Origin of the sequence: Pseudonocardia sp. Ae331_Ps2 (assembly GCF_001932405.1) — a bacterium.
Taxonomy (GTDB): domain Bacteria; phylum Actinomycetota; class Actinomycetes; order Mycobacteriales; family Pseudonocardiaceae; genus Pseudonocardia.
The window spans coordinates 4428919-4449901 of the sequence record NZ_MCIM01000001.1 but is presented as its reverse complement, the minus strand read 5'-3'; the positions used below and the strand labels follow the sequence as shown (position 1 = coordinate 4449901).

Below are 20983 nucleotides of genomic sequence, written 5' to 3'. Positions count from 1 at the left end.
GGCTGACGGGTCGGCGGTCAGGAGTGGTCGGAGCCGTTGCGGGCCCGGCCCAGCTCGTTGTCGATGAAGGCCAGGACGTCCTCGGCGCTCGCCTCGCGGATCCGGTCCTCCACCCCGGCCCCGCCGGGGCCCCGGTCACGGGCCTCGTGCCGGGCGAGCAGCCGGCGCAGCCGCGTGAGGACGTCGGCGCCGGTGAGGTCGGCCGGATCGGCCGAGGCGAGTGCCGCGTCGAGGCGGTCGAGCTCGGCGGTGAGCGCGGGCACCGGGCCGGTCGCGCCGACCAGCTCGCCGACCAGGTGCCGGGCCACCGCGAGCGGGGTCGGGAAGTCGAACACCAGGGTCGAGGGCAGCGCCAGCCCGGTCGCCGCGGTGAGCCCGTTGCGCAGCTCGACCGCCGCGAGCGAGTCGACGCCGAGCGCCCGGAACTCCTTGTCGACCGTGACCTCGGCGACGTCGTGCCCGAGCACCGCGGCGGCGCTGCGGGTGACGAGGGACAGCACGTGCTCCTCGCGGCGCTCCGGCGCCATCTCCGCCAGGGTCCGGGCCAGGTCCTGCGACGACGTCCGGTCCGATGCGCTGCGTCGGCCGCCGACGACCAGGCCGCGCAGGATCGGCGGTACCGGTCCGGCCGGACGGCCCCCGCCACCGCCGAGGCGGACGGCGACCTGGACCGGGTCGGTGCGGGTCACCGCCTCGTCGAACAGGGCCAGGCCGTCGGCGGTGTCCAGCGGCGGCATCGCGGTGCGGGCGGCCCGTTCCGCGACGGCCTCGCCCATCCCGGCCGCCCAGGGGCCCCAGGCGAGCGACAGCCCGGGCAGGCCGAGGTCGTGCCGGTGTCGGGCCAGGTCGTCGAGGGCGACGTTCGCGGCGGCGTAGTTCGCCTGCCCCGCGGCGCCGAGCACACCGGCGACCGAGGAGTAGAGGACGAACCCGCGCAGCCCGGCGTCGCGGGTGAGGTCGTGCAGGTGCCAGGCGCCGTCGACCTTCGGGGCGAGGACGGTGTCGAGCCGCTCGTCGGTGAGCGAGCCGACGGTGCCGTCGTCGAGCACACCGGCGGTGTGCACCACCGCGGTCAGCGGGTGCTCGGCCGGGACCGCGGCGAGCACGGCGGCCAGGTCGGCCCGCACGGCGGTGTCGGCCGCGGCGACGGTGACCTCCGCGCCGTGCGCGGCGAGCTCGGCCCTCAGCTCCAGGGCGCCGGGGGCGTCCGGGCCGCGGCGCGAGACCAGCAGCAGGTTGCGGTGGCCCCGGCCGGCCAGGTGCCGGGCCAGCTCGGCGCCCAGGCCGCCGGTGCCACCGGTGACGAGCACGGTCCCGTCCGGGTCCCAGCCGGGCACCGGGCCGTCCCCGGTGCCGTCGGTGGGTCCGTCGGCCGGGGCGAGCCGGGGCACCCGGACCGCGCCGTCGCGCAGGACGAACTCGGTCTCCCCCGCCGTGAGCAGGGCGGGGAGGGTGGCGAGCGCGGCGAGCGACCCGGCGTCGGTGTCGGCGACGGCGAAGACGCCGGGGTGCTCGGAACGGGCCGAGCGGGCCAGCCCCCACACGGTGCCGGTGGCCGGGTCGACGAGCCGTTCGTCCGGTGCGGCGGCGACGCCGCCGCGGGTCAGGAACAGCACCGTCAGGTCGGGGCGCTCGGTGGCCAGCCGGTCGGTGACGACGCCGAGCGTGCGGTGGGCCAGCGCGCGGGCCCGGCCGGGGACGGACCCGTCGGTGTTCGCGGGCAGCGGCACCACGAGCATCCCGGTGCCGTCGGGCACCGCGTCGACCGTGGCCACCACGCTGACCTCGCGTCCCGTCCCGGTCAGCGCCTCGGCCACCGTGCGGGCGGCGTCCGGCGCGGCGCCGGCCGGGGTGGGGTCCAGCACCGCCCAGCGCGCCACGTCGACCGGGGCGAGGTCCTCGGCCGGGACCCAGTCGGTGCGCAGCAGCGCCCCGACGCCGCGCGACGGGCGCACGGGTGCCCCGTCGGGGACGGCGAGGGTGGCGGCCACGGTGAGGACCGGGGCGCCCGCGCCGTCGTGGGCCGAGACCCGCACGCCGCCGGTGCCGTCGGGGCGCAGGGCGACCCGCAGCACGGTGGCGCCGGTGGCGTGCAGCCGTGCCCCGTGCCAGGCGGTGGCCCGCAGGGCGGGCTCCCCGGCGTCGGCGGCGGCGATGCGCACGGCCGCGTCGAGCAGCGCGGGGTGCAGTCCCCAGCCGACCGGCCCCCGGCCCGGGGTCTCCACCAGCGCGATCTCGACGAGGACACCGTCGTCGGTCCGCCACACTCTGCGGACCGAGACCGGGCCGTCCGCCGGGAGCGCACCGACCGGGGCGATCTCCTCGGCGGTCCCGGTGGCCTGCGGGAGGACAGCGGGCACCTCCGGACCGTCGGGGCCGGGTCCGGCGAGCACGCCGGTGGCGTGCGCAACCCACGGGGCGTCCCCGGTGCGGGAGTGGACGGTGACCGGGTGGCGCCCGGACCCGTCGTCGTCACCGGCGCGGACCTGCAGCGCGAGCGCACCGGTGGCCGGGACGACGAGCGGGGTGTGCACGGTGAGCTCGGCGACCCGGTCGCAGCCGACCCGGTCGCCGGCCTGCACGGCCAGCTCGACGAGCGTGGCCGACGGCAGCTCGGCCGGGCCGTCGCCGACCGCCCACGGCACTGCGGCCGCGGTGAGCCGCCCGGTGAGGACACAGCCCCCGTCCGCGACGGTGACCGCGGCACCGAGCAGCGGGTGCCCGGCAGGTTCCTGGCCGAGCCCGCCCGCGTCGGCGGGGGCCGCGCCCGTCGCCGGCCAGAACCGGCGGTGCCGGAACGGGTAGGTGGGCAGGTCGACGGTGCGTGCGCCGGTGCCGGCGAGCACCGGGGCCCAGTCGACGTCGACGCCGGCGACGTGCAGCCGGGCGAGCGCGGTGAGCGCGGTCGTCTCCTCGGGCCGGTCGGCGTGCAGCAGCGGGGTGAGCACGGCGCCCTCGCCGGTGAGGTCGGCGGCGAGCGCGGTGAGCACACCGTCCGGGCCGAGCTCCAGGAACGCCGTCGCGCCGCGGTCGGACAGCCGGGCGACGGTGTCGGCGAAGCGGACCGTGTCGCGGACGTGGCGCACCCAGAACCCGGGGTCGGTCACGTCGTCGTCGCCACCGGTGAGCAGGGGGATGCGCGGCGCGTGCAGGGCCAGGCCCTCCACGACCGTCGCGAACTCCGCCAGCACCGGTTCCATCAGGGGTGAGTGGAACGCATGTCCGACCGGCAAACGGCTAGTCCTGTGCCCGGCGCCGGCGAGCGTGGCGGCGATCGCGGTCACCTCGGCGTCGTCGCCGGCGACCACCACCGAGGCCGGGCCGTTCACCGCGGCGATCGCGGTGCGCGGGGTCAGCAACGGTGTGACCGTCTCCTCCGGGGCGGCGACCGCGACCATCGCGCCGCCCGCGGGCAGGGCCTCCATCAGCCGGGCCCGGGCGGCGACGAGGGTGCAGGCGTCGTCGAGGGAGAACACCCCGGCGACGTGTGCGGCCGCGATCTCACCGACCGAGTGCCCGCCGAGCAGGGCGGGGCGGATGCCCCACGACTCGACGAGCCGGTACTGGGCGACCTGCAGCGCGAACAGCGCGGGCTGGGCGATCCCGGTGCGGCGCAGCTCCTCCGGGTCGTCGGGGATGGTGGCGCCGAGCCGGCCCAGCACGTCCTCGAGCGCCTCGGCGAAGACCGGGAAGCGGGCGGACAGCCCGCTCCCCATCCCAGGGCGCTGGGTGCCCTGCCCGGAGAACAGCAGGGCCAGCGTGCGGTGCGTCGCGGTCCCCCGCGCGACCTCGGCGGGGGTCCCGCCCTCGGGCCCGGTGAGCAGGACGGCGCGGTGCTCGAAGCGCGCGCGGCCGCGCACCAGGGAGTACGCGACGTCGACCGGGCGCCGGTCGCGCACCGCGTCCCGCACGTCGTCGAGGGCCGCGTCGAGCACGTCGGGGTGCCGGGTGGGCACCGGCAGCGCCACCACGGCGGGGGTCACCTGCCCGGTCGCGGGCTCCGCGACGGGCGGCGGCTCGGGTGCGGCCTCCAGCACGACGTGGGTGTTGGTGCCGCTGATCCCGAACGAGGACACCGCGGCCCGGCGGGGCCGCCCGGTGTCCGGCCACGGGGTCCGCTCGGTGCGCAGCCGCACCGCCCCGGACGACCAGTCCACGTGGCCGGAGGGCTCGGTGACGTGCAGGGTGCGCGGCAGCTCGCCGTGCCGCAGCGCCTGCACCGTGGCGACCACGCCGACCGCGCCGGCGGCGGCCTGGGTGTGGCCGAGGTTGGACTTGACCGACCCGAGCAGCAGAGGGTGCTCGCGCTCCCCCCGCCCATAGGTCGCCAGCAGCGCCTGGGCCTCGATCGGGTCGCCGAGCACCGTGCCGGTGCCGTGCGCCTCGACCGCGTCCACCTCGGCGGCGGACAGCCCGGCCGCGGCCAGGGCCGCCCGGATGACCCGCTGCTGGGCGGGCCCGTTCGGGGCCGTCAGACCGTTGGAGGCGCCGTCGGAGTTCACCGCGGAGCCGCGCAGCACCGCGAGGACCTCGTGGCCGCGGCGGCGGGCGTCGGACAGCCGCTCCAGCACGATCACGCCGACGCCCTCGGACCAGGCGGTGCCGTCGGCGTCGTCGGAGAAGGGCTTGCACCGGCCGTCCGGGGCGAGGCCGCCCTGCTGGGTGAACTCCATGAAGGCGCCGGGGGTGGACATGAGCTGCACGCCACCGGCGAGGGCGAGCGAGCACTCGCCGGCGCGCAGCGACTGCGCGCCGAGGTGCAGCGCCACCAGCGCCGAGGAGCACGCAGTGTCGACGGTCATCGCGGGGCCCTCCAGGCCCAGGGCGTAGGCCACCCGGCCGGAGGTGACGCTGGCCGAGGTGCCGGTCCCGGAGTAGCCCTCCATGCTCTCCGGCGAGCCGAACAGCAGGTGCGCGTACTCGGCGCCGCCGGTGCCGACGAACACCCCGGTCGGGGTGCCGCGCAGGGCGGTCGGGTCGATCCCGGCGCGCTCGCACGCCTCCCAGGACGCCTCGAGCACCAGCCGCTGCCGCGGGTCCATCGACAGCGCCTCGCGCGGGGAGATCCCGAAGAACTCCGGGTCGAACTCGGCGATCGAGTCGAGGAAGCCGCCGCGGGCCGTCGCACTGGAGCCCGGCCCCTGGCCGGCCAGCGCGGCGAGGTCCCAGCCGCGGTCGGTGGGCAGCGGACCGGTGGCGTCGCGCTCCTCCACGAGGAGCTGCCACAGGTCCTCCGGGGACCGGACACCGCCGGGGAACCGGCAGCTCATCCCGACCACGACGACGGGGTCGTCATCGGTGACGCGGGCCGGTGCGGCGGCCGAGGTGTCCGCGGGGGCGTCCGGGTCGCCGAAGAGCTCGCCGAGCAGGTGCGCGGCGAGCGCGTCGGGTGTCGGGTAGTCGAAGACGAGCGTGGCGGGCAGACTCAGCCCGGTGCCGGCGGTGAGCCGGTTCCGCAGCTCGACCGCGGTCAGCGAGTCGAGTCCGAGCTGGCGGAACTCGGCGGTGCCGTCGAGGCCCTCGGGCGAGGCGTGTCCGAGCACGGCCGCGGTCTCGGCGCGGACCAGGGCGCGGACCGCGTCCGGCCGGTCGTCGGCGGCGAGGCCGGTGAGCCGGTCCCTGGCGCGGCCGTCCCCGCCGCCCGCGGCGGTGCGCCGGGTGCGGACCAGGCCGCGCAGCAGCGGCGGCACGGTCGCGGCGTCCGGTGCCGGTCCGGCACCGCTGCCCGCGGTGACCCGGGCGGGGACGACGACCGGGTCGTCGACCAGGGTGGCCGCGTCGTAGAGGGCGAGGCCCTGCTCGAGCGACAGCGGCGGCATCCCGGACCGTTCCATCCGTTCCAGGGCCGCGGCGTCGAGCGCCGCGGTCATGCCGGTGGTCGGCGCCCAGGCACCCCAGGCCAGGGAGACGGCGGGGAGCCCGAGCCCGCGGCGGTGCTGGGCCAGTGCGTCGAGGTAGCCGTTGGCCGCGGCGTAGTTGCCCTGCCCGGCGCTGCCCATGACCCCCGAGACCGAGGAGTAGAGGACGAACGCGGCGAGGTCGAGCCCGGCGGTCAGCTCGTGCAGGTGCCAGGCGGCGTCGACCTTGGGGGCGAGCACGCGGTCGAGCCGCTCCGGGGTGAGCGAGCCGACGACGCCGTCGTCGAGGATCCCGGCCGCGTGCACCACCGCGGTCAGCGGCCGCTCCAGACCGGCGAGCACCGCGGCGAGAGCGTCGCGGGCGGCGACGTCGCAGGCGTGCACCGCGACCTGCGCCCCGCCCGCCCGCAGGTCGGCGACGAGCTCGGCCGCGCCGGGGGCGTCCGGGCCGCGGCGGCTGACCAGGGTCAGGTGCCGCGCGCCGCCGTCGACGAGGTGCCGGGCCAGCTCGGCGGCCAGCCCGCCGGTGCCGCCGGTGATCAGCACGGTGCCGTCCGGGTCGGGCCCCGCCGGGACGGTGAGGACGATCTTGCCGACGTGCTGGGCCCGGCTCATGAACCGGAACGCCTCGGGAGCCCGGCGCACGTCCCAGGTGCGGGTCGGGAGCGGCTCGATCGCACCGTCGGCGAACAGCACCAGCAGGGCGTCGAGCATCTCCCGGATCCGCTCCGGGTCGACCTGACCGAGGTCGAAGGGCCGGTAGACGATGTCGGCCGGCAGCGAGGCCGGGTCGCGCAGGTCGGTCTTGCCCATCTCCAGGAACCGGCCGCCGGGCCCGAGCAGCCCGAGCGAGGCGTCGACGAACTCGCCGGCGAGCGCGTTGAGGACCACGTCGACGCCGCCGAAGGCGCTCGCGAAGCCGAGGTCGCGGGAGGAGGCGATGTGGTCGTCGGCGACGCCGAGCGAGCGCAGCACGTCCTGCTTGGCCGGGCTCGCGGTGGCGTACACCTCGGCACCCAGGTGGTGGGCCAGCTGGATCGCCGCCATGCCGACGCCACCCGCACCGGCGTGCACCAGGACCCGCTCGCCCGGCCGGACCCCCGCCAGGTCGACCAGGCCGTGGTAGGCGGTGAGGAACACCAGCGGGACCGAGGCGGCACGCTCGAACGACCAGCCGTCCGGGATCCGGGCGAGGTGCCGTTCGTCGGCGGTGCCGAGCGGGCCGAACCCGCCGAACAGCATGCCGGCGACCGCGTCGCCGACCGCCAGCGACGTGACCTCCGGCCCGGTCGCGACGACCACGCCGGCGGCCTCGGCGCCGAACATGCCCGCCTCGCCCGGGTACATGCCCAGCGCGTTGAGGACGTCCCGGAAGTTCAGGCCGGCCGCGCGGACCGCGACCCGGACCTCCCGGGCGCCGAGCGGGCCGTCGGCGTCGGGCGCGGGGGCGAGGGTGAGCGCGGCCAGGCTGCCGCCGCCGGCGGTGTCGAGCCGCCACGGGACGCCCACCGGGGGCAGCAGTCCCGAGGTCTCGGGCCGGGCCCGGTCCAGCCGCGCGGCGAGGATCCCGGTCCCGCGGACGGCGACCTGCTGTTCGTCGGCCCGTGCGAGCGCCGCGGCGAGCACCCGCGGCGCAGCGGCCTCGGCGGCCACGTCGACGGTGTCGGCGGGCAGATCGACGACGAGGAACCGGCCGGGGTTCTCCGCCTGGGCGGACCGGACGAGACCGGTCGCGGCGGCGGCGGCGAGGTCGGTGACCGGATCGCCCGCGCCCGCGGCACCGCGTGTGAGGAAGACCGTGCGCGGTCCGTCCGGGTCGGCGACGGCGCCCTGCAGCACCGCGAGCACGGCGTGGGTGCTCGCGCGGACCGCGTCCGGGGTCGCGCCACCGGCCACACCGGCGACCACGAGCTCCGGCGTCCCCCCGTCGGCGACGGGGGCGCCGAGCGCGGCGGTGAGCGCGTCGGCCACCCCGTGGACGTCCGGGCCGTGCAGGGCCCAGCGCACCGGCTCGGGCATCCCCGGCGGGACGTCCAGCGGTGTCCACCCGGGCCGGAACAGGGACTCGGCGGTGCGCGTGCGTGCCGGGTCGGCCGGGGCGGTGGGCTCGCGCAGGGCCAGCGCGTCGACCGACAGCACGGGGTCCCCTGCCGCGTCGGCTGCCTCGACCCGGACGGCGCCGTCCCCGGCGTGGACGACCCGCACCCGCAGCAGCGGGGCACCGGTGGCGTGCAGGGTCACTCCGGACCAGTCGAACGGCAGCCCGCGGGGTGCGTCCGGGAGCAGTGCCGCGGCGTGCAGCGCGGCGTCGAGCAGCGCCGGGTGCACCCCGTAGAACGCGGCGTCCTCGGTGACGGGGTCGGACTCGATCTCGGCGAGGACGTCCTCGCCGTCCCGCCAGGCGGCGCGGACGCCGCGGAACGCCGGGCCGTAGTCCAGGCCGCCTGCGGCGGCGGTGCCGTCGTAGAACGCGGCGGGGTCGAGCTCCTCGGCCCCGGGCGGCGGCCAGGCCGTGGCGACGGGTGCGGGGACGGTGCCGGTGCGCGGGGTCAGGGTGCCCTCGGCGTGGCCGGTCCAGTCGTCACCGGAGCCCGCCTCGCGGGCCCAGACCGACAGCGGGCGCCGTCCGCCGTCCGGGGCACCGACGCGGACCTGGATCTCGGCCGCCCCGCCGTCCGGGACGACCAGCGGCACGGCGAGGGCCAGCTCACCGACCCGCTCGCAGCCGACGAGGTCCCCGGCCCGCAGCGCCAGCTCGAGGAAGCCGGTGCCGGGGAACAGCACCGACCCACCGACGACGTGGTCGGCCAGCCACGGCAGGGTCGCGGCCGACACCCGTCCGGTGAGCACGACCTCCTCGGAGCCGGCCATCGCGACCGACGCCCCGAGCAGCGGGTGCCCCGGGGACTCCAGACCGAGCCCGGAGACGTCACCGGGCCGGACGGTGGGTGCGGCGGCGGGCCAGTACCGCGCACGGTCGAACGGGTAGGTCGGGAGCTCCACCGGCCGGGTGCCGCACCCGGCGAACCAGGCGGTCCAGTCGACGTCGGCGCCTGCGGTGTGGAGCCGGGCCAGCGCGGTCGCGGCGGTGCGGAGCTCGTCGTGGTCCCGCCGCAGGAGCGGGACGGCGACGGCGTCCGGCACCGTCGCGGGGACCAGCCCGGACAGCGCGGTGTCCGGACCGAGCTCCAGGAACGCGGTGGCTCCCGCGGCGGCCAGCGTGGCCAGTGCGTCGGAGAACCGGACGGTCCCACGGGCGTGCCGGGACCAGTGGTCGGGCGCGCCGAGCTCGTCGGGGCCGGCGGGACCACCGGTCAGGGTGGACACCAGACCGATCTGCGGCTCGGTGAGCTCCAGCCCGGCGGCGACCGCGTCGAGGTCGTCGAGCACCGGGTCCATCCGTGCGGAGTGGAAGGCGTGCCCGACCCGCAGCGGGGTGGTCTCCCCCAGCCCGGCGGCGACCTCCGCCACGGTGTCGGCGTCCCCGGACAGCACTACGGAACCGGGCGCGTTCACCGCGGCCAGCGACACGCCGTCGCGCAGCGCCGCGAGGGCGTCGGCCTCGGTCGCCCGGACGGCGACCATCGTGCCGCCCTCGGGCAGCGCGTCCATCAGCGCGCCGCGGGCGGTGACCAGGCGGGCGGCGTCGGGCAGCGACAGCATCCCGGCGACGTGGGCGGCGGTGATCTCGCCGATCGAGTGCCCCGCGACGTGCCGGGGCCGCACGCCGAGCGCGGTGACCAGCCGGAACGAGGCCACGCCGACGGCGAACAGGGCGGGCTGGGCGTAGCGGGTGCGTTCGAGCAGCGCGGGGTCCTCGCCCCAGAGCACCTCGCGCAGCGGACGGTCGAGGTGGCGGTCCAGTTCGGCGGCACAGGCGTCGAAGGCGTCGGCGAAGACGTCGAAGCGGGCGTGCAGCTCGCGGCCCGCACCGAGCCGGACGCTGCCCTGCCCGGAGAACAGGACCGCGGTGCCCGGCTCCCCGGCGACGCCGCTGGCCAGCTCGGTGAGACCGTCCGGGCCCGCGGCGAACACGGCGCGGTGCTCGTGCACCGCCCGGGTGGCGGCCAGCGCGGCGCCGATGTCGGACCGGGCGCCGGGGCCGGCCGGGTCGAGGGCGTGCAGCTGCGCGACCCGCTCCTGCAGGGAGCGCGCGCTGCGGGCGGAGACCGGCCACGGGACGAGCGCGTCCTCCGGCCCGGGGCGGGCCGGAGCCGGTTCCCCGGGCGGCGGCTCCTCCAGCACCACGTGCGCGTTGGTGCCGCTGATGCCGAACGAGGAGAGCCCGGCGCGGCGGGTGCGTCCGCCGGCTGGCCACGGGAGCGGCTCGGTGAGCAGCGCGATCCGGTCGGCCCAGTCCACCCGGCCGGTGGGTCGCTCGACGTGCAGGGTGCGGGGCAGTTTCCCGTGCCGCATCGCGAGGACGATCTTGAGCAGCCCGGCCATGCCGGCGGCGGCCTGGGTGTGGCCCATGTTCGACTTCACCGAGCCGAGCCGCAACGGCGCGGCGCGGTCGGCGCGGCCGTAGGTGGCCAGCAGTGCCTGCGCCTCGATCGGGTCGCCGAGTGCGGTGCCGGTGCCGTGCGCCTCGACGACGTCGACGTCGGCGGCGTCGAGCCCGGCCGCGGCGAGCGCGGCCCGGATGACCCGCTGCTGGGACGGCCCGTTCGGCGCGGTGAGCCCGTTGGAGGCGCCGTCGGAGTTGACCGCCGAGCCGCGGAGCACCGCGAGCACGGGATGGCCGTGCCGGCGGGCCTCGGAGAGCCGCTCCACGACGACCACGGCCGCGCCCTCGGACCAGGCGGTGCCGTCGGCGTCGTGGGAGAAGGCCTTCACGCGGCCGTCGGCGGCGAGCCCGCCCTGCCGGGAGAACCCGCCGAACGAGGTCGGGGTGGCCATCACGGTGACCCCGCCGACCAGGGCACGGTCGCACTCGCCGGCCCGCAGCGCCTGGGCGGCGAGGTGCAGCGCGACCAGCGCCGAGGAGCACGCGGTGTCGACGGTGACGGCGGGCCCCTCCAGCCCGAGCGCGTAGGACAGGCGCCCGGAGATGACGCTGGCGGCCAGCCCGGTGCCGGCGTGGCCCTCCAGGTCCTCCCGGGAGCCGAGGACGACGCGCTGGTAGTCCTGCCCGTTGGTGCCCACGAACACCCCGGTCCGGGATCCGCGCAGGCTCGTCGGTTCGGTGCCGGAGCGCTCCAGGGACTCCCAGGACGTCTCCAGCAGCAGCCGCTGCTGGGGGTCCATGGCGAGCGCCTCGCGCGGGGAGATGTCGAAGAACGCGGCGTCGAAGTCGGCGACGCCGTCGAGGAACCCGCCCCGGGCGGTCGCGCTGGCGCCGGGACCGTCGCCGGCCAGCGCCGTGAGGTCCCAGCCGCGGTCGGTGGGGAACGGGCCGATCACGTCGCGGCCCTCGGCGAGGACGGTCCAGAGGTCTTCGGGCGAGGCGATGCCGCCGGGGAACCGGCAGGCGGCGCCGACGACGACGACCGGGTCGTTCCGGTCGTCCGGGCCGGCCACGGACGTGGTCGGGGCGGCGGCGTCATCGGCAGCGTCACCGGCCGGGTCGAGCTCGTCGAGCAGGTGCCGGGCCACCGCCCGCGGGGTGGGGTGGTCGAACACCAGCGCGGCGGGCACGGCGAGCCCGGTGACGGCGGCGAGCCGGTCGCGCAGCTCCACCGCGGTGAGCGAGTCGATCCCGAGGTCACGGAACGGGCGCTCGGCGGGGATCCGGTCGGTCCCGGTGTGGCCGAGCACGGCGGCGGCGGTGGCGCGCACCAGGTCCAGGACCGGCTCGATCCGGTCGGTGCCGCGCAGCCCGGACAGCCGGGCGCGCAGCTCCCCGCCGGCCCGCTCGGTGTCCCGGCGGGCCGCGGCGGCCGCGTCCGCGGCGGCCCGGGCGCCGGGCAGCGCCGACAGCAGCGGCGACGGGCGCAGCGACAGCAGCGAGGTGAGCAGCTGGGGGCGGGCCAGCTCGGCGACCACCGGGGCGGCGGCCGGGCCGTCGGCCGAGCGCCACAGCGCGGACAGGGCCAGCGCCGGGTCGAGCGCGGTGGAGCCGGAGCGGCGACGGGCCCGGTCCGCGTCGTCGCCGGCGGCCATGCCGTCGCCGGCCCATGCCCCCCAGGCCACCGACACCGCCGGCAGGCCGTCGGCGCGGCGGGCCGCCGCGAGCGCGTCCAGGGCGGCGTTGGCGGCGGCGTAGTTGCCCTGGCCGGGGTTGCCGACCGCGCCGGCGACCGAGGAGAACAGGACGAACAGCGCGACCGGGTGGTCCCGGGTCAGCTCGTCGAGCAGCCGCGCGGCGGTGACCTTGGTCCGCCACACCGTGTCGAACCGGTCCGGGGTCAGGGAGTCGAGCGCGCCGTCGTCGAGGACACCCGCGGCGTGCACGACGCCGTCGACGGGGTGTGCGTCGAGTACGCGGGCCAGTGCGTCGCGGTCGGTGACGTCGGCGGCGACCAGGACCGGCTCGGCGCCGAGCGCGGTCAGCTCGGCGGACAGCTCGGCCGCTCCGGCGGCGTCGGGGCCGCGGCGGCCAAGCAGCACCAGCCGGCGGGTGCCGCGACGGGCGAGGTCACGGGCCACGTGCGCGCCGAGCGCACCGGTGCCGCCGGTGACCAGGACGCAGCCGGGAGCCGGGGCCTCGGCGGTGGCGCCGACCGGGTAGGTGACCAGCCGCCGCCCCAGCACGCCGTTGTCGCGCACCGCGACCTGGTCCTCTTCACCCGCACCGGTGAGGACGGCGACGAGCCGGCGGGCGGCCCGGCCGTCGAGGTCGGTGGGCAGGTCGGCGAGCCCGGCCCAGCGGGTGGGGTGCTCGAGCGCCGCGACCCGGCCGAGCCCCCAGAGCGCGGCGCGCTCAGGGACCGGAGCGGGGTCGGCGCCACCGGTGCCGACGGCGCCGCGGGTGAGTGTCCACAGCGGCGCGTCGACACCGGCGTCGCCGAGGGCCTGGACGAGGGTGAGGGTGCCGGTGAGCGCGCTGTGGGTGTCGGGGTGCAGTCCGAGCAGGGACACGACGCGGTCCGCGCCGGACCCGGCCGAGCCGACCAGGGCGGCCAGCGCGCCGCGGTCGGCGAGCGCCACGTCGTCGACGGCGACCGGCCCGGCCACCGTCGCACCGGCGTCGCGCAGCGCCGCGGCCACGGCGGCGGTGTCGGGATCGGTGCCGGGGTCGGCGGTCCGGGCGACCAGCAGGACCCGGCCCGGTCGCGCGGGGGCGGCGGGGGTGACCGGCTCCCAGGTCTCGCGGAACCGGACGGCGTCGACGGCGCCCTCGGTGCGGCGGCGCCGCCGCCAGGCCGACAGCGCCGGGACGACCGCGGAGACCGCGTCGTCGTCGAGGTCGAGGGTGGCGGCCAGCGACTCCAGGTCGCCCTGCTCGACGGCGGCCCAGAACGCGGACTCCCCCGGGTCGGCGCCGGTGGCGCGGGCGGCGGGGTCGAGCCAGTACCGGTCCCGGCGGAACGGGTAGACCGGCAGGTCCACCGGCCGGGCCGCGGTCCCGTCGAACCACGGGCCCCACCGCACCGGCACGCCCGCCACGTGGAGCCGGGCGAGCGCGGTGGCGAGCGCGGTCTCCTCGTCCCGGTCGCGGCGCAGCGTCGGGACGATCCCGTCGGCCAACGGTGCCAGCACGGCGTCCGGACCGACCTCCAGCAGCGTGTCCGCCCCGGCGGCGCGCGCGGCGTCGACGACGTCGGCGAACCGCACCGTGGCCCGCACGTGCCTCACCCAGTGGGCGGGGTCGGTGATCTCGTCCCCGGCGAGGGCACCGCCGGTCCCGGACAGCACCGGGATCCGCGGCGCGGACAGGCGCAGCCCGGCGACGACGCCGGCGAACCGCTCCAGCACCGGCTCGACCAGCGGCGAGTGGAACGCGTGCGACACCGGCAGCCGGGTGCCCTCGACGCCGAGCCGGACGCGGACCGCCTCGACGGCGGCGGCCTCGCCGGAGAGCACCACCGAACGGGGTCCGTTCACGGCCGCGACGTCGACGAGTGCGGTGCCCGCGGCCGCCAGCGCGGCCCGGGCGGCGTCCTCGGTGACCCGCAGCGCCACCATCACGCCCCCCGCGGGCAGCTCCGCCATGAGCGTGGCGCGGGCGGTGACCAGGGCGGCGGCGTCGGCGAGCGAGAGCACACCCGCGACGTGGGCCGCGGTGATCTCGCCGACCGAGTGGCCACCGACGGCGACCGGGCGGACCCCGAAGGACTCCAGCAGCCGGTACAGCGCGGTCTCCACCGCGAACAGCGCCGGCTGGGTGACCGCGGTGTCGGCCAGTGCGTCGGCGTCGGTGCCCCACATGACCTCGCGCACCCGTGGGTCGAGGACCGCCAGGGCCTCGTCGAGGGCCGCGGCGAACACCGGGAAGCGGGCGTGGAGCTCGCGACCCATCCCGGGGCGCTGGGCGCCCTGCCCGGAGAACAGCAGCGCCGGGCGCCCGCCGCCCGCGGTGCCGCGGGCGACCTCGACGGGTGCGGCCGCCCCGTCGCGGCCGGCCAGCAGCACGGCGCGCCGGTCCAGGCGGGTGCGGCGGGTGGCGAGGGTCAGGCCGGTGTCCAGCGGGTCGGTGCCCGCGGCGGTCACCCGCGCGGCGAGCGCGTCGAGGGTCTCGTCGTCGGCGGCCGACAGCGGCCACGGCACGACCGCGGGCACCACGTCGGGGGCGGGCGCCGCCTCGGGCGGTGTCTCCGGCAGCGTCTCCGGCGGGGCCTGCTCGACCAGGACGTGCGCGTTGGTCCCGGACAGCCCGAAGGAGGAGACGCCGATCCGGCGCGGACGCCCGGTCGAGGGCCACGGCGTGTGTCCGGTGAGCAGCGACACCGCGCCGTCGGCCCAGTCGACGTGCCCGGTGGGTGCGGCGACGTGCAGGGTGGCGGGCAGCTCGGCGTGCTGCAGCGCCAGCACCGACTTGATCATTCCGGCGACGCCGGCGGCGCCCTGGGTGTGGCCGAGGTTGGACTTCACGGTGCCGAGCAGCAGCGGGTGCTCGCGGTCCCGGCCGTAGGTGGCGATCAGGGCCTGGGCCTCGATCGGGTCGCCGAGCACCGTCCCGGTGCCGTGTGCCTCGACGGCGTCGACCTCGGCCGGGGCGAGCCCGGCGTCGGCCAGGGCGGCGCGGATGACGCGCTGCTGGGCGGGCCCGTTGGGGGCGGTGAGCCCGTTGGAGGCACCGTCGGAGTTGAGGGCGGTCCCGCGCAGCACGGCGAGCACCGGATGTCCGTGCGCGCGGGCGTCGGACAGCCGCTCCAGGACCAGCATGCCCGCCCCCTCGGACCAGCCGGTGCCGGACGCGTCGTCGGAGAAGGCGCGGCAGCGACCGTCCGGGGACAGTCCGCCCTGGGCGTCGAACCCGACGAAGTTCATCGGCGTCGACATCACGGTGACGCCGCCGGCGAGGGCGAGGGAGGTCTCGCCGCTGCGCAGCGACCGGACGGCGAGGTGCAGCGCGACCAGCGCCGACGAGCAGGCCGTGTCGACGGTCAGCGAGGGCCCCTCCAGACCGAAGGTGTACGACAGCCGCCCGGACATGACCGCGGCGGCCAGCCCGGTGCTGGCGTGTCCCTCGACGTCCTGGTCGGACTGCACGACCAGGTGCGTGTAGTCCTGGCCGTTGGTGCCGACCCAGACCCCGGTGGCGCTGCCGCGCAGCGAGGCCGCGTCGATGCCGGCCCGCTCCAGGGACTCCCAGGTGACCTCCAGCAACTGGCGCTGCTGCGGGTCCATCGCGGTCGCCTCGCGCGGGGAGATCCCGAACACCGCCGGGTCGAAGGTGGTGGCGCTGTCGAGGAACCCACCACGGCCCTCGACCCCGGCGAGCGGGCCGTCGGCCCACCCGCGGTCGGTGGGGAACCCGGTGACGACGTCGCGGCCCTGTGCGAGCAGCTCCCACAGCTCCTCGGGCGAACGCACGCCGCCGGGGAAGCGGCAGCCCATCCCGACGACGACGACGGGGTCCGCACCGTCGGCGGTGCGGACGACGGTGGCCGGGGTGGCGGAGGTGGCGCCGAGGATCTCCTCGAGCAGCAGCGCGGCGACCGCACGTGGGGTCGGGTGGTCGAACACCAGCGTCGAGGGCAGGGTCAGCCCGGTCGCGGCGGCGAGGTGGTTGCGCAGCTCCAGCGCGGTGAGCGAGTCGACGCCCAGGCGGCGGAACTCGGCGTCGTCGGTGATCGCGGCGGACGAGTCGTAGCCCAGGACCGCCGCGGCGGCGTCGCGGACCAGCGCGGTGAGCCGGTCGGCCCGGTCCTCGGGATCGAGTCCGGCGAGCCGGTCGGCCCAGTCGTGCGCGGTGCCGCCGCGGCCGTCGGCGGCGCGGCGGCGTCCGGTCCCGGCGAGCACGCGCAGCAGCGCGGGCACCGCCCCGGTCGGTGCCGGCGCGGCGAGGGCGCGCGGCAGGACCGCGAGGACCGGCTCGTCGAGGCGCAGGGCCGCGTCGAACGCGGCGAGGCCCTGCTCGACGCTCAGCATCGGGGCGCCGGCCGCGGTGATCCGGCGGGTGTCGGCGAGGGTGGCGGTCATGCCCGCGTCCTGCGCCCAGGCCCCCCAGGCCAGTGAGACGGCGGGCAGGCCGTGTCCGCGGCGGTGCGCGGCGAGCGCGTCGAGGGCGCTGTTGGCGGCTGCGTAGTTGCCCTGGCCGGGGGCGCCGAGCATGCCCGAGACCGAGGAGTAGAGCACGAACGCGGCCGGGTCGAGGTCGGCGGTGAGCTCGTGCAGGTGCCAGGCGGCGTCGACCTTGGGGGCGAGCACCGCGTCGAGCCGCTCCGGGGTGAGGGCGGCGACGACACCGTCGTCGAGGACGCCCGCGGCGTGCACCACCGCGGTGAGGGGGCGCTCCAGCCCGTCGACGACCGCGGCGAGCGCGGCCCGGTCGGCGACGTCGCACGCGTGCACGACGATCCGCGCGCCCGCCTGCTCCAGCTCGGTGACGAGGTCGGCGGCGCCGGGGGCCCCGTCCCCGCGGCGGCTGAGCAGGGTGAGGTGGCGGGCCCCGCCCGCGACGAGGTGACGGGCGAGTTCGGCGCCGAGCCCGCCGGTGCCGCCGGTGAGCAGGACGGTGCCCTCGGGGTCCCACGGCCGTCCGCTGCCGGAGCCCGCGGGAGCGGGTGCGGGGACCAGCCGCGGGGCGCGGACGGCCCCGTCCCGGACGGCGACGGCCGTCTCCCCCGCCGCGAGCAGCGCGGGCAGCCGGGGCAGCAGCGCGGCGGAGGCGGGGCTGTCGTCGGTGTCGACGAGCAGGATGCGGCCGGGGTTCTCGGTCTGGGCCGAGCGCAGGAGTCCGCAGGCGCCCGCGGCGGCCGGGTCGTCGCCGCCGGTGGCACCGTGGGTGCGGACCAGCAGGGCTCCCCCGCCGGCGCGGGTGTCGTCGCCGTCCGCGGCGAGGTGGGCCTGGACCGCCGCCAGCGCCCGCGCGGTGAGCGCGTGCACCCCGGCGGCGCCGGCAGAGGGGTCGCCGGTGAGGTCGAGCACGGTGGGATCGAGCACCGTGGGATCGGGCACCGTCGGGCCGGCGGCGGGGAGCTCGACCGGCACCCAGTCGGTGCGCAGCAGCAGCCCCGCCTCGTCGTGCGCGGCGGTGGTCGCGGAGTCCGGGCGCGGCGCCGGGCCCAGCGTCACCGGGCCGGTGGTGAGCACCGCCGCGCCGGTGACGTCGGTGGCGGCCAGCAGTACCGCGGTGGCGGCTGTGGCGGTGCCGTCGGTGCCGGCGGTGCGGTCCCGGGTGATGCGGACCCGCAGCACCGACGCGCCCGCGGCGTGCAGCCGCACGTCCCGCCAGGTGACGGGGGCCAGCGCGGTGGGGCCGTCGAGGACGACCGGGTGCAGCGCGGCCTCCAGCAGCGCCGGGTGCAGGCCCCAGGCGTCGCCGTCCTGCTCGGGCAGCGCGATCTCGGCGAACAGGTCGTCGTCGCGGCGCCAGACCGACCGCACACCGGCGAAGACGGGCGCGGCGTGCAGCCCGGCCGCGGCGAGCTCGTCGACGGCCGGGGCGAGGTCGGTGACGACGGCACCGGCCGGAGGCCACGCGGTGTCGGTGGTCGCGGCCGGGCCGGTGGTTCCGGGCGCGGCGAGGGTGCCGGTGGCGTGCCGGGTCCAGGGGCCCTCGGTGCCGTCGTCCGGGCGGGCGTGCAGGTGCAGCGGGCGGTTCCCGTCGGCGTCCGGCGGACCGACGCGCAGCTGCAGCCGCATCGCGGTGCCCGCGGGCAGGTGCAGCGGCGGGTCGACGGTCAGCTCCGCCACGCCGGCGGCCCCGACGGTGTGCGCGGCGTGCAGCGCGAGCTCCAGCACGGCGGTGGCGGGGAGCAGCCCGGGACCGTCGGCCGAGGCCAGCCACGGGTGGGTGGCGGTCGACAGCGACCCGGTGAGCAGCACCTCGTCGGACCCGGCGACGGTGGTGACCGCCCCCAGCAGCGGGTGCCCGGCCGGGGACACGCCGAGGCCGGCGGCGTCGGCGACCCGCACCGACACCTCGGGCCAGAACCGGCTGTGCGCGAACGCGTAGACCGGGAGGTCGACCGGCCGGGCGCCGGTGCCCTCGTGGACCGCCGCCCAGTCGACGGGGACCCCGGCGGTGTGCAGCCGGCCCAGGGCGGCCAGCAGCGCGGGCTCCTCGGCGCCGGTGCGGCGCAGGGTGGGCACCAGCTCGGCGGTGCCCGCGGCGCTCGCGGTGAGCGCACCGCTCGGCCCGGCCTCGACGAACACCCCGGCCCCGGCCGCGGCGAGCGCGGCCAGTCCGTCGGCGAAGCGGACGGTGCCGCGCAGGTGCCGCACCCAGTACTGCGGGTCGCACAGCTCAGCGCCGACGAGGCCACCGGTCAGGTTGGACACCACCGGCAGCGTCGGCCGCCGGTAGGTCAGGCTCTCGGCGACCGACCGGAACCGGTCGAGGACCGGGTCCATCAGGGGCGAGTGGAACGCGTGCGAGACCGGCAGGCGGGTGTGCCGGAACCCGCCCGCGATCGCGACGACCTCGTCCTCCGCGCCGGACAGCACGACCGCGGACGGGCCGTTCACCGCGGCGATCGCCACCCCGGGGGTCAGCAGCGGTCGCACCTGGTCCTCGGTGGCCTCGACCGCGATCATGGCGCCGCCGGGCGGGAGCGCGGCCATCAGCGCGGCGCGGGCGGAGACCAGCCGGCAGGCGTCGGCCAGCGGGAACACCCCCGCGACGTGTGCGGCGGCGATCTCGCCGACCGAGTGCCCACCGACCATGTCCGGGACGACACCGAGCGAGCCCAGCAGCCGGTACAGGGCCACGTGGAAGGCGAACAGCGCGGGCTGCGCCGACCCGGTGTCGTCGGAGACGGTGTCCAGGGCGTCGGCGGGCAGGCCGAGCTCGTCGAGCACCTCGGCGAGGGCGTCGGCGAAGACGGGGAAGCGCCGGGCCAGACCGGAGCCCATTCCGGCACGCTGCGAGCCCTGCCCGGAGAACAGCAGCGCCGTCCTGGGCCTGCCGGTGACCGTGCCGGTGCAGGTCCCGGGGGTGGGGGCGCCGTCCAGCCAGGCGGCGAGGGCGTCGCGGTCGGCGACGGCGAGCCGGTGCTCGAACGCGGTGCGGGTGGTGGCCAGGGCGCAGGCGACGTCGAGCGGGCGGACACCGGGGCGGGCGTCGAGGTGGTCGAGCAGCCGCCGGGCCTGACCGGCCAGCGCCTCGGAGCGGCGCGCGGACAGCAGCCACGGCGGGGTGGCCGCGTCCGGGTGGCGGGGTGCGTCCTGCGCGGGGGGCTCAGGCTCGGGAGCCTGTTCGAGGACGAGGTGGGCGTTGGTGCCGCTCACCCCGAACGAGGAGACGGCGGCGCGCCGGGGCCGCCCGGTCTCCGGCCACGGCCGGGCCCGGTCGAGCAGCTGGATCCCCTCGGTCCACTCCACCCGGGTGCTGGGCCGGGTGACGTGCAGGGTCTGCGGCGCGACGCCGTGCCGGACGGCCTGCACCATCTTGATCACGCCGGCGACCCCGGCCGCGGCCTGGGCGTGGCCGAGGTTCGACTTGACCGAGCCGAGCAGCAGCGGGTGCTCGCGGTCGCGGCCGTAGGTGGCCAACAGCGCGCCGGCCTCGATCGGGTCGCCGAGCACCGTGCCGGTGCCGTGCGCCTCGACGACGTCGACCTCGCCCGGCCCGAGACCGGCCCGCTCCAGCGCCGCGCGGATGACCCGCTGCTGGGCCCGCCCGCTGGGCGCGGTGAAGCCGTTGGAGGCGCCGTCGGAGTTGACCGCGGACCCGCGCAGCACCGCGAGCACCGGGTGCCCGTGCGCGCGTGCGTCGGACAGCCGCTCCAGCAGGACGAGTCCGGCGCCCTCGGCCCAGCCGGTGCCGTCGGCGTCGTCGGAGAAGGAGCGGCAGCGTCCGTCACGGGCCAGCCCGCCCTGGCGGCTGAACTCGACCAGTGAGCCGGGGGTGGCCATCACGTTGACGCCGCCGGCGAGCGCGAGACCGCACTCACCGGCCCGCAGCGCCTGCGCCGCCAGGTGCATCGACACCAGCGACGACGAGCAGGCGGTGTCCACGGTGACCGTGGGGCCCTCAAGGCCGAGCTCGTAGGACAGCCGCCCGGAGACGGCGCCAGCGGCGATGCCGGTACCGATGTCGCCGGTGGCGTCGTCCATCGAGCGGATGAGCAGGTGCGCGTAGTCCTGGCCGTTGGTGCCCACGTAGACGCCGGTGCGGCTGCCGCGCAGCGTGGACGGGTCCAGCCCGGCGCGTTCGAAGGTCTCCCAGGCCAGCTCCAGCAGCAGCCGCTGCTGCGGGTCCATGGTGACCGCCTCGCGCGGGGAGATCCCGAAGAAGCCGGGGTCGAAGTCGGCGACCCCGTCGAGGAACCCGCCCTGCAGGCTGACCTCGGTGCCGCGGTCGTCGACGGTCCCGGCGTGCAGGGCGTCGAGGTCCCAGTTGCGGTCGGTGGGGAACCCGCCCACGGCGTCGCGGCCGGAGTCGACGAGCTGCCAGAGCTCGTCCGGGTCGGTGACACCGCCCGGGAAGCGGCAGCCCATGGCGACGATCGCGACGGGCTCGTTCGACGCCGCCCGCAGGTCCCGGTTCTGCCGGCGGAGCCGCTCGGTCTCCTTGATCGATGCCCGCAGGGCGACGACGACCTTCTCCGAGGGGGTGCTCATCAGGTCAGCTC

The 20983-nt window shown here is 78.1% G+C and carries 1 pseudogene; it reads right to left on the bottom strand.

The features are described 5' to 3' along the window. Positions 1–17 precede the first annotated feature (17 nt). Positions 18–20939: pseudogene (locus tag Ae331Ps2_RS33450) on the bottom strand (type I polyketide synthase); the annotation flags it as partial. Positions 20940–20983 lie beyond the last annotated feature (44 nt).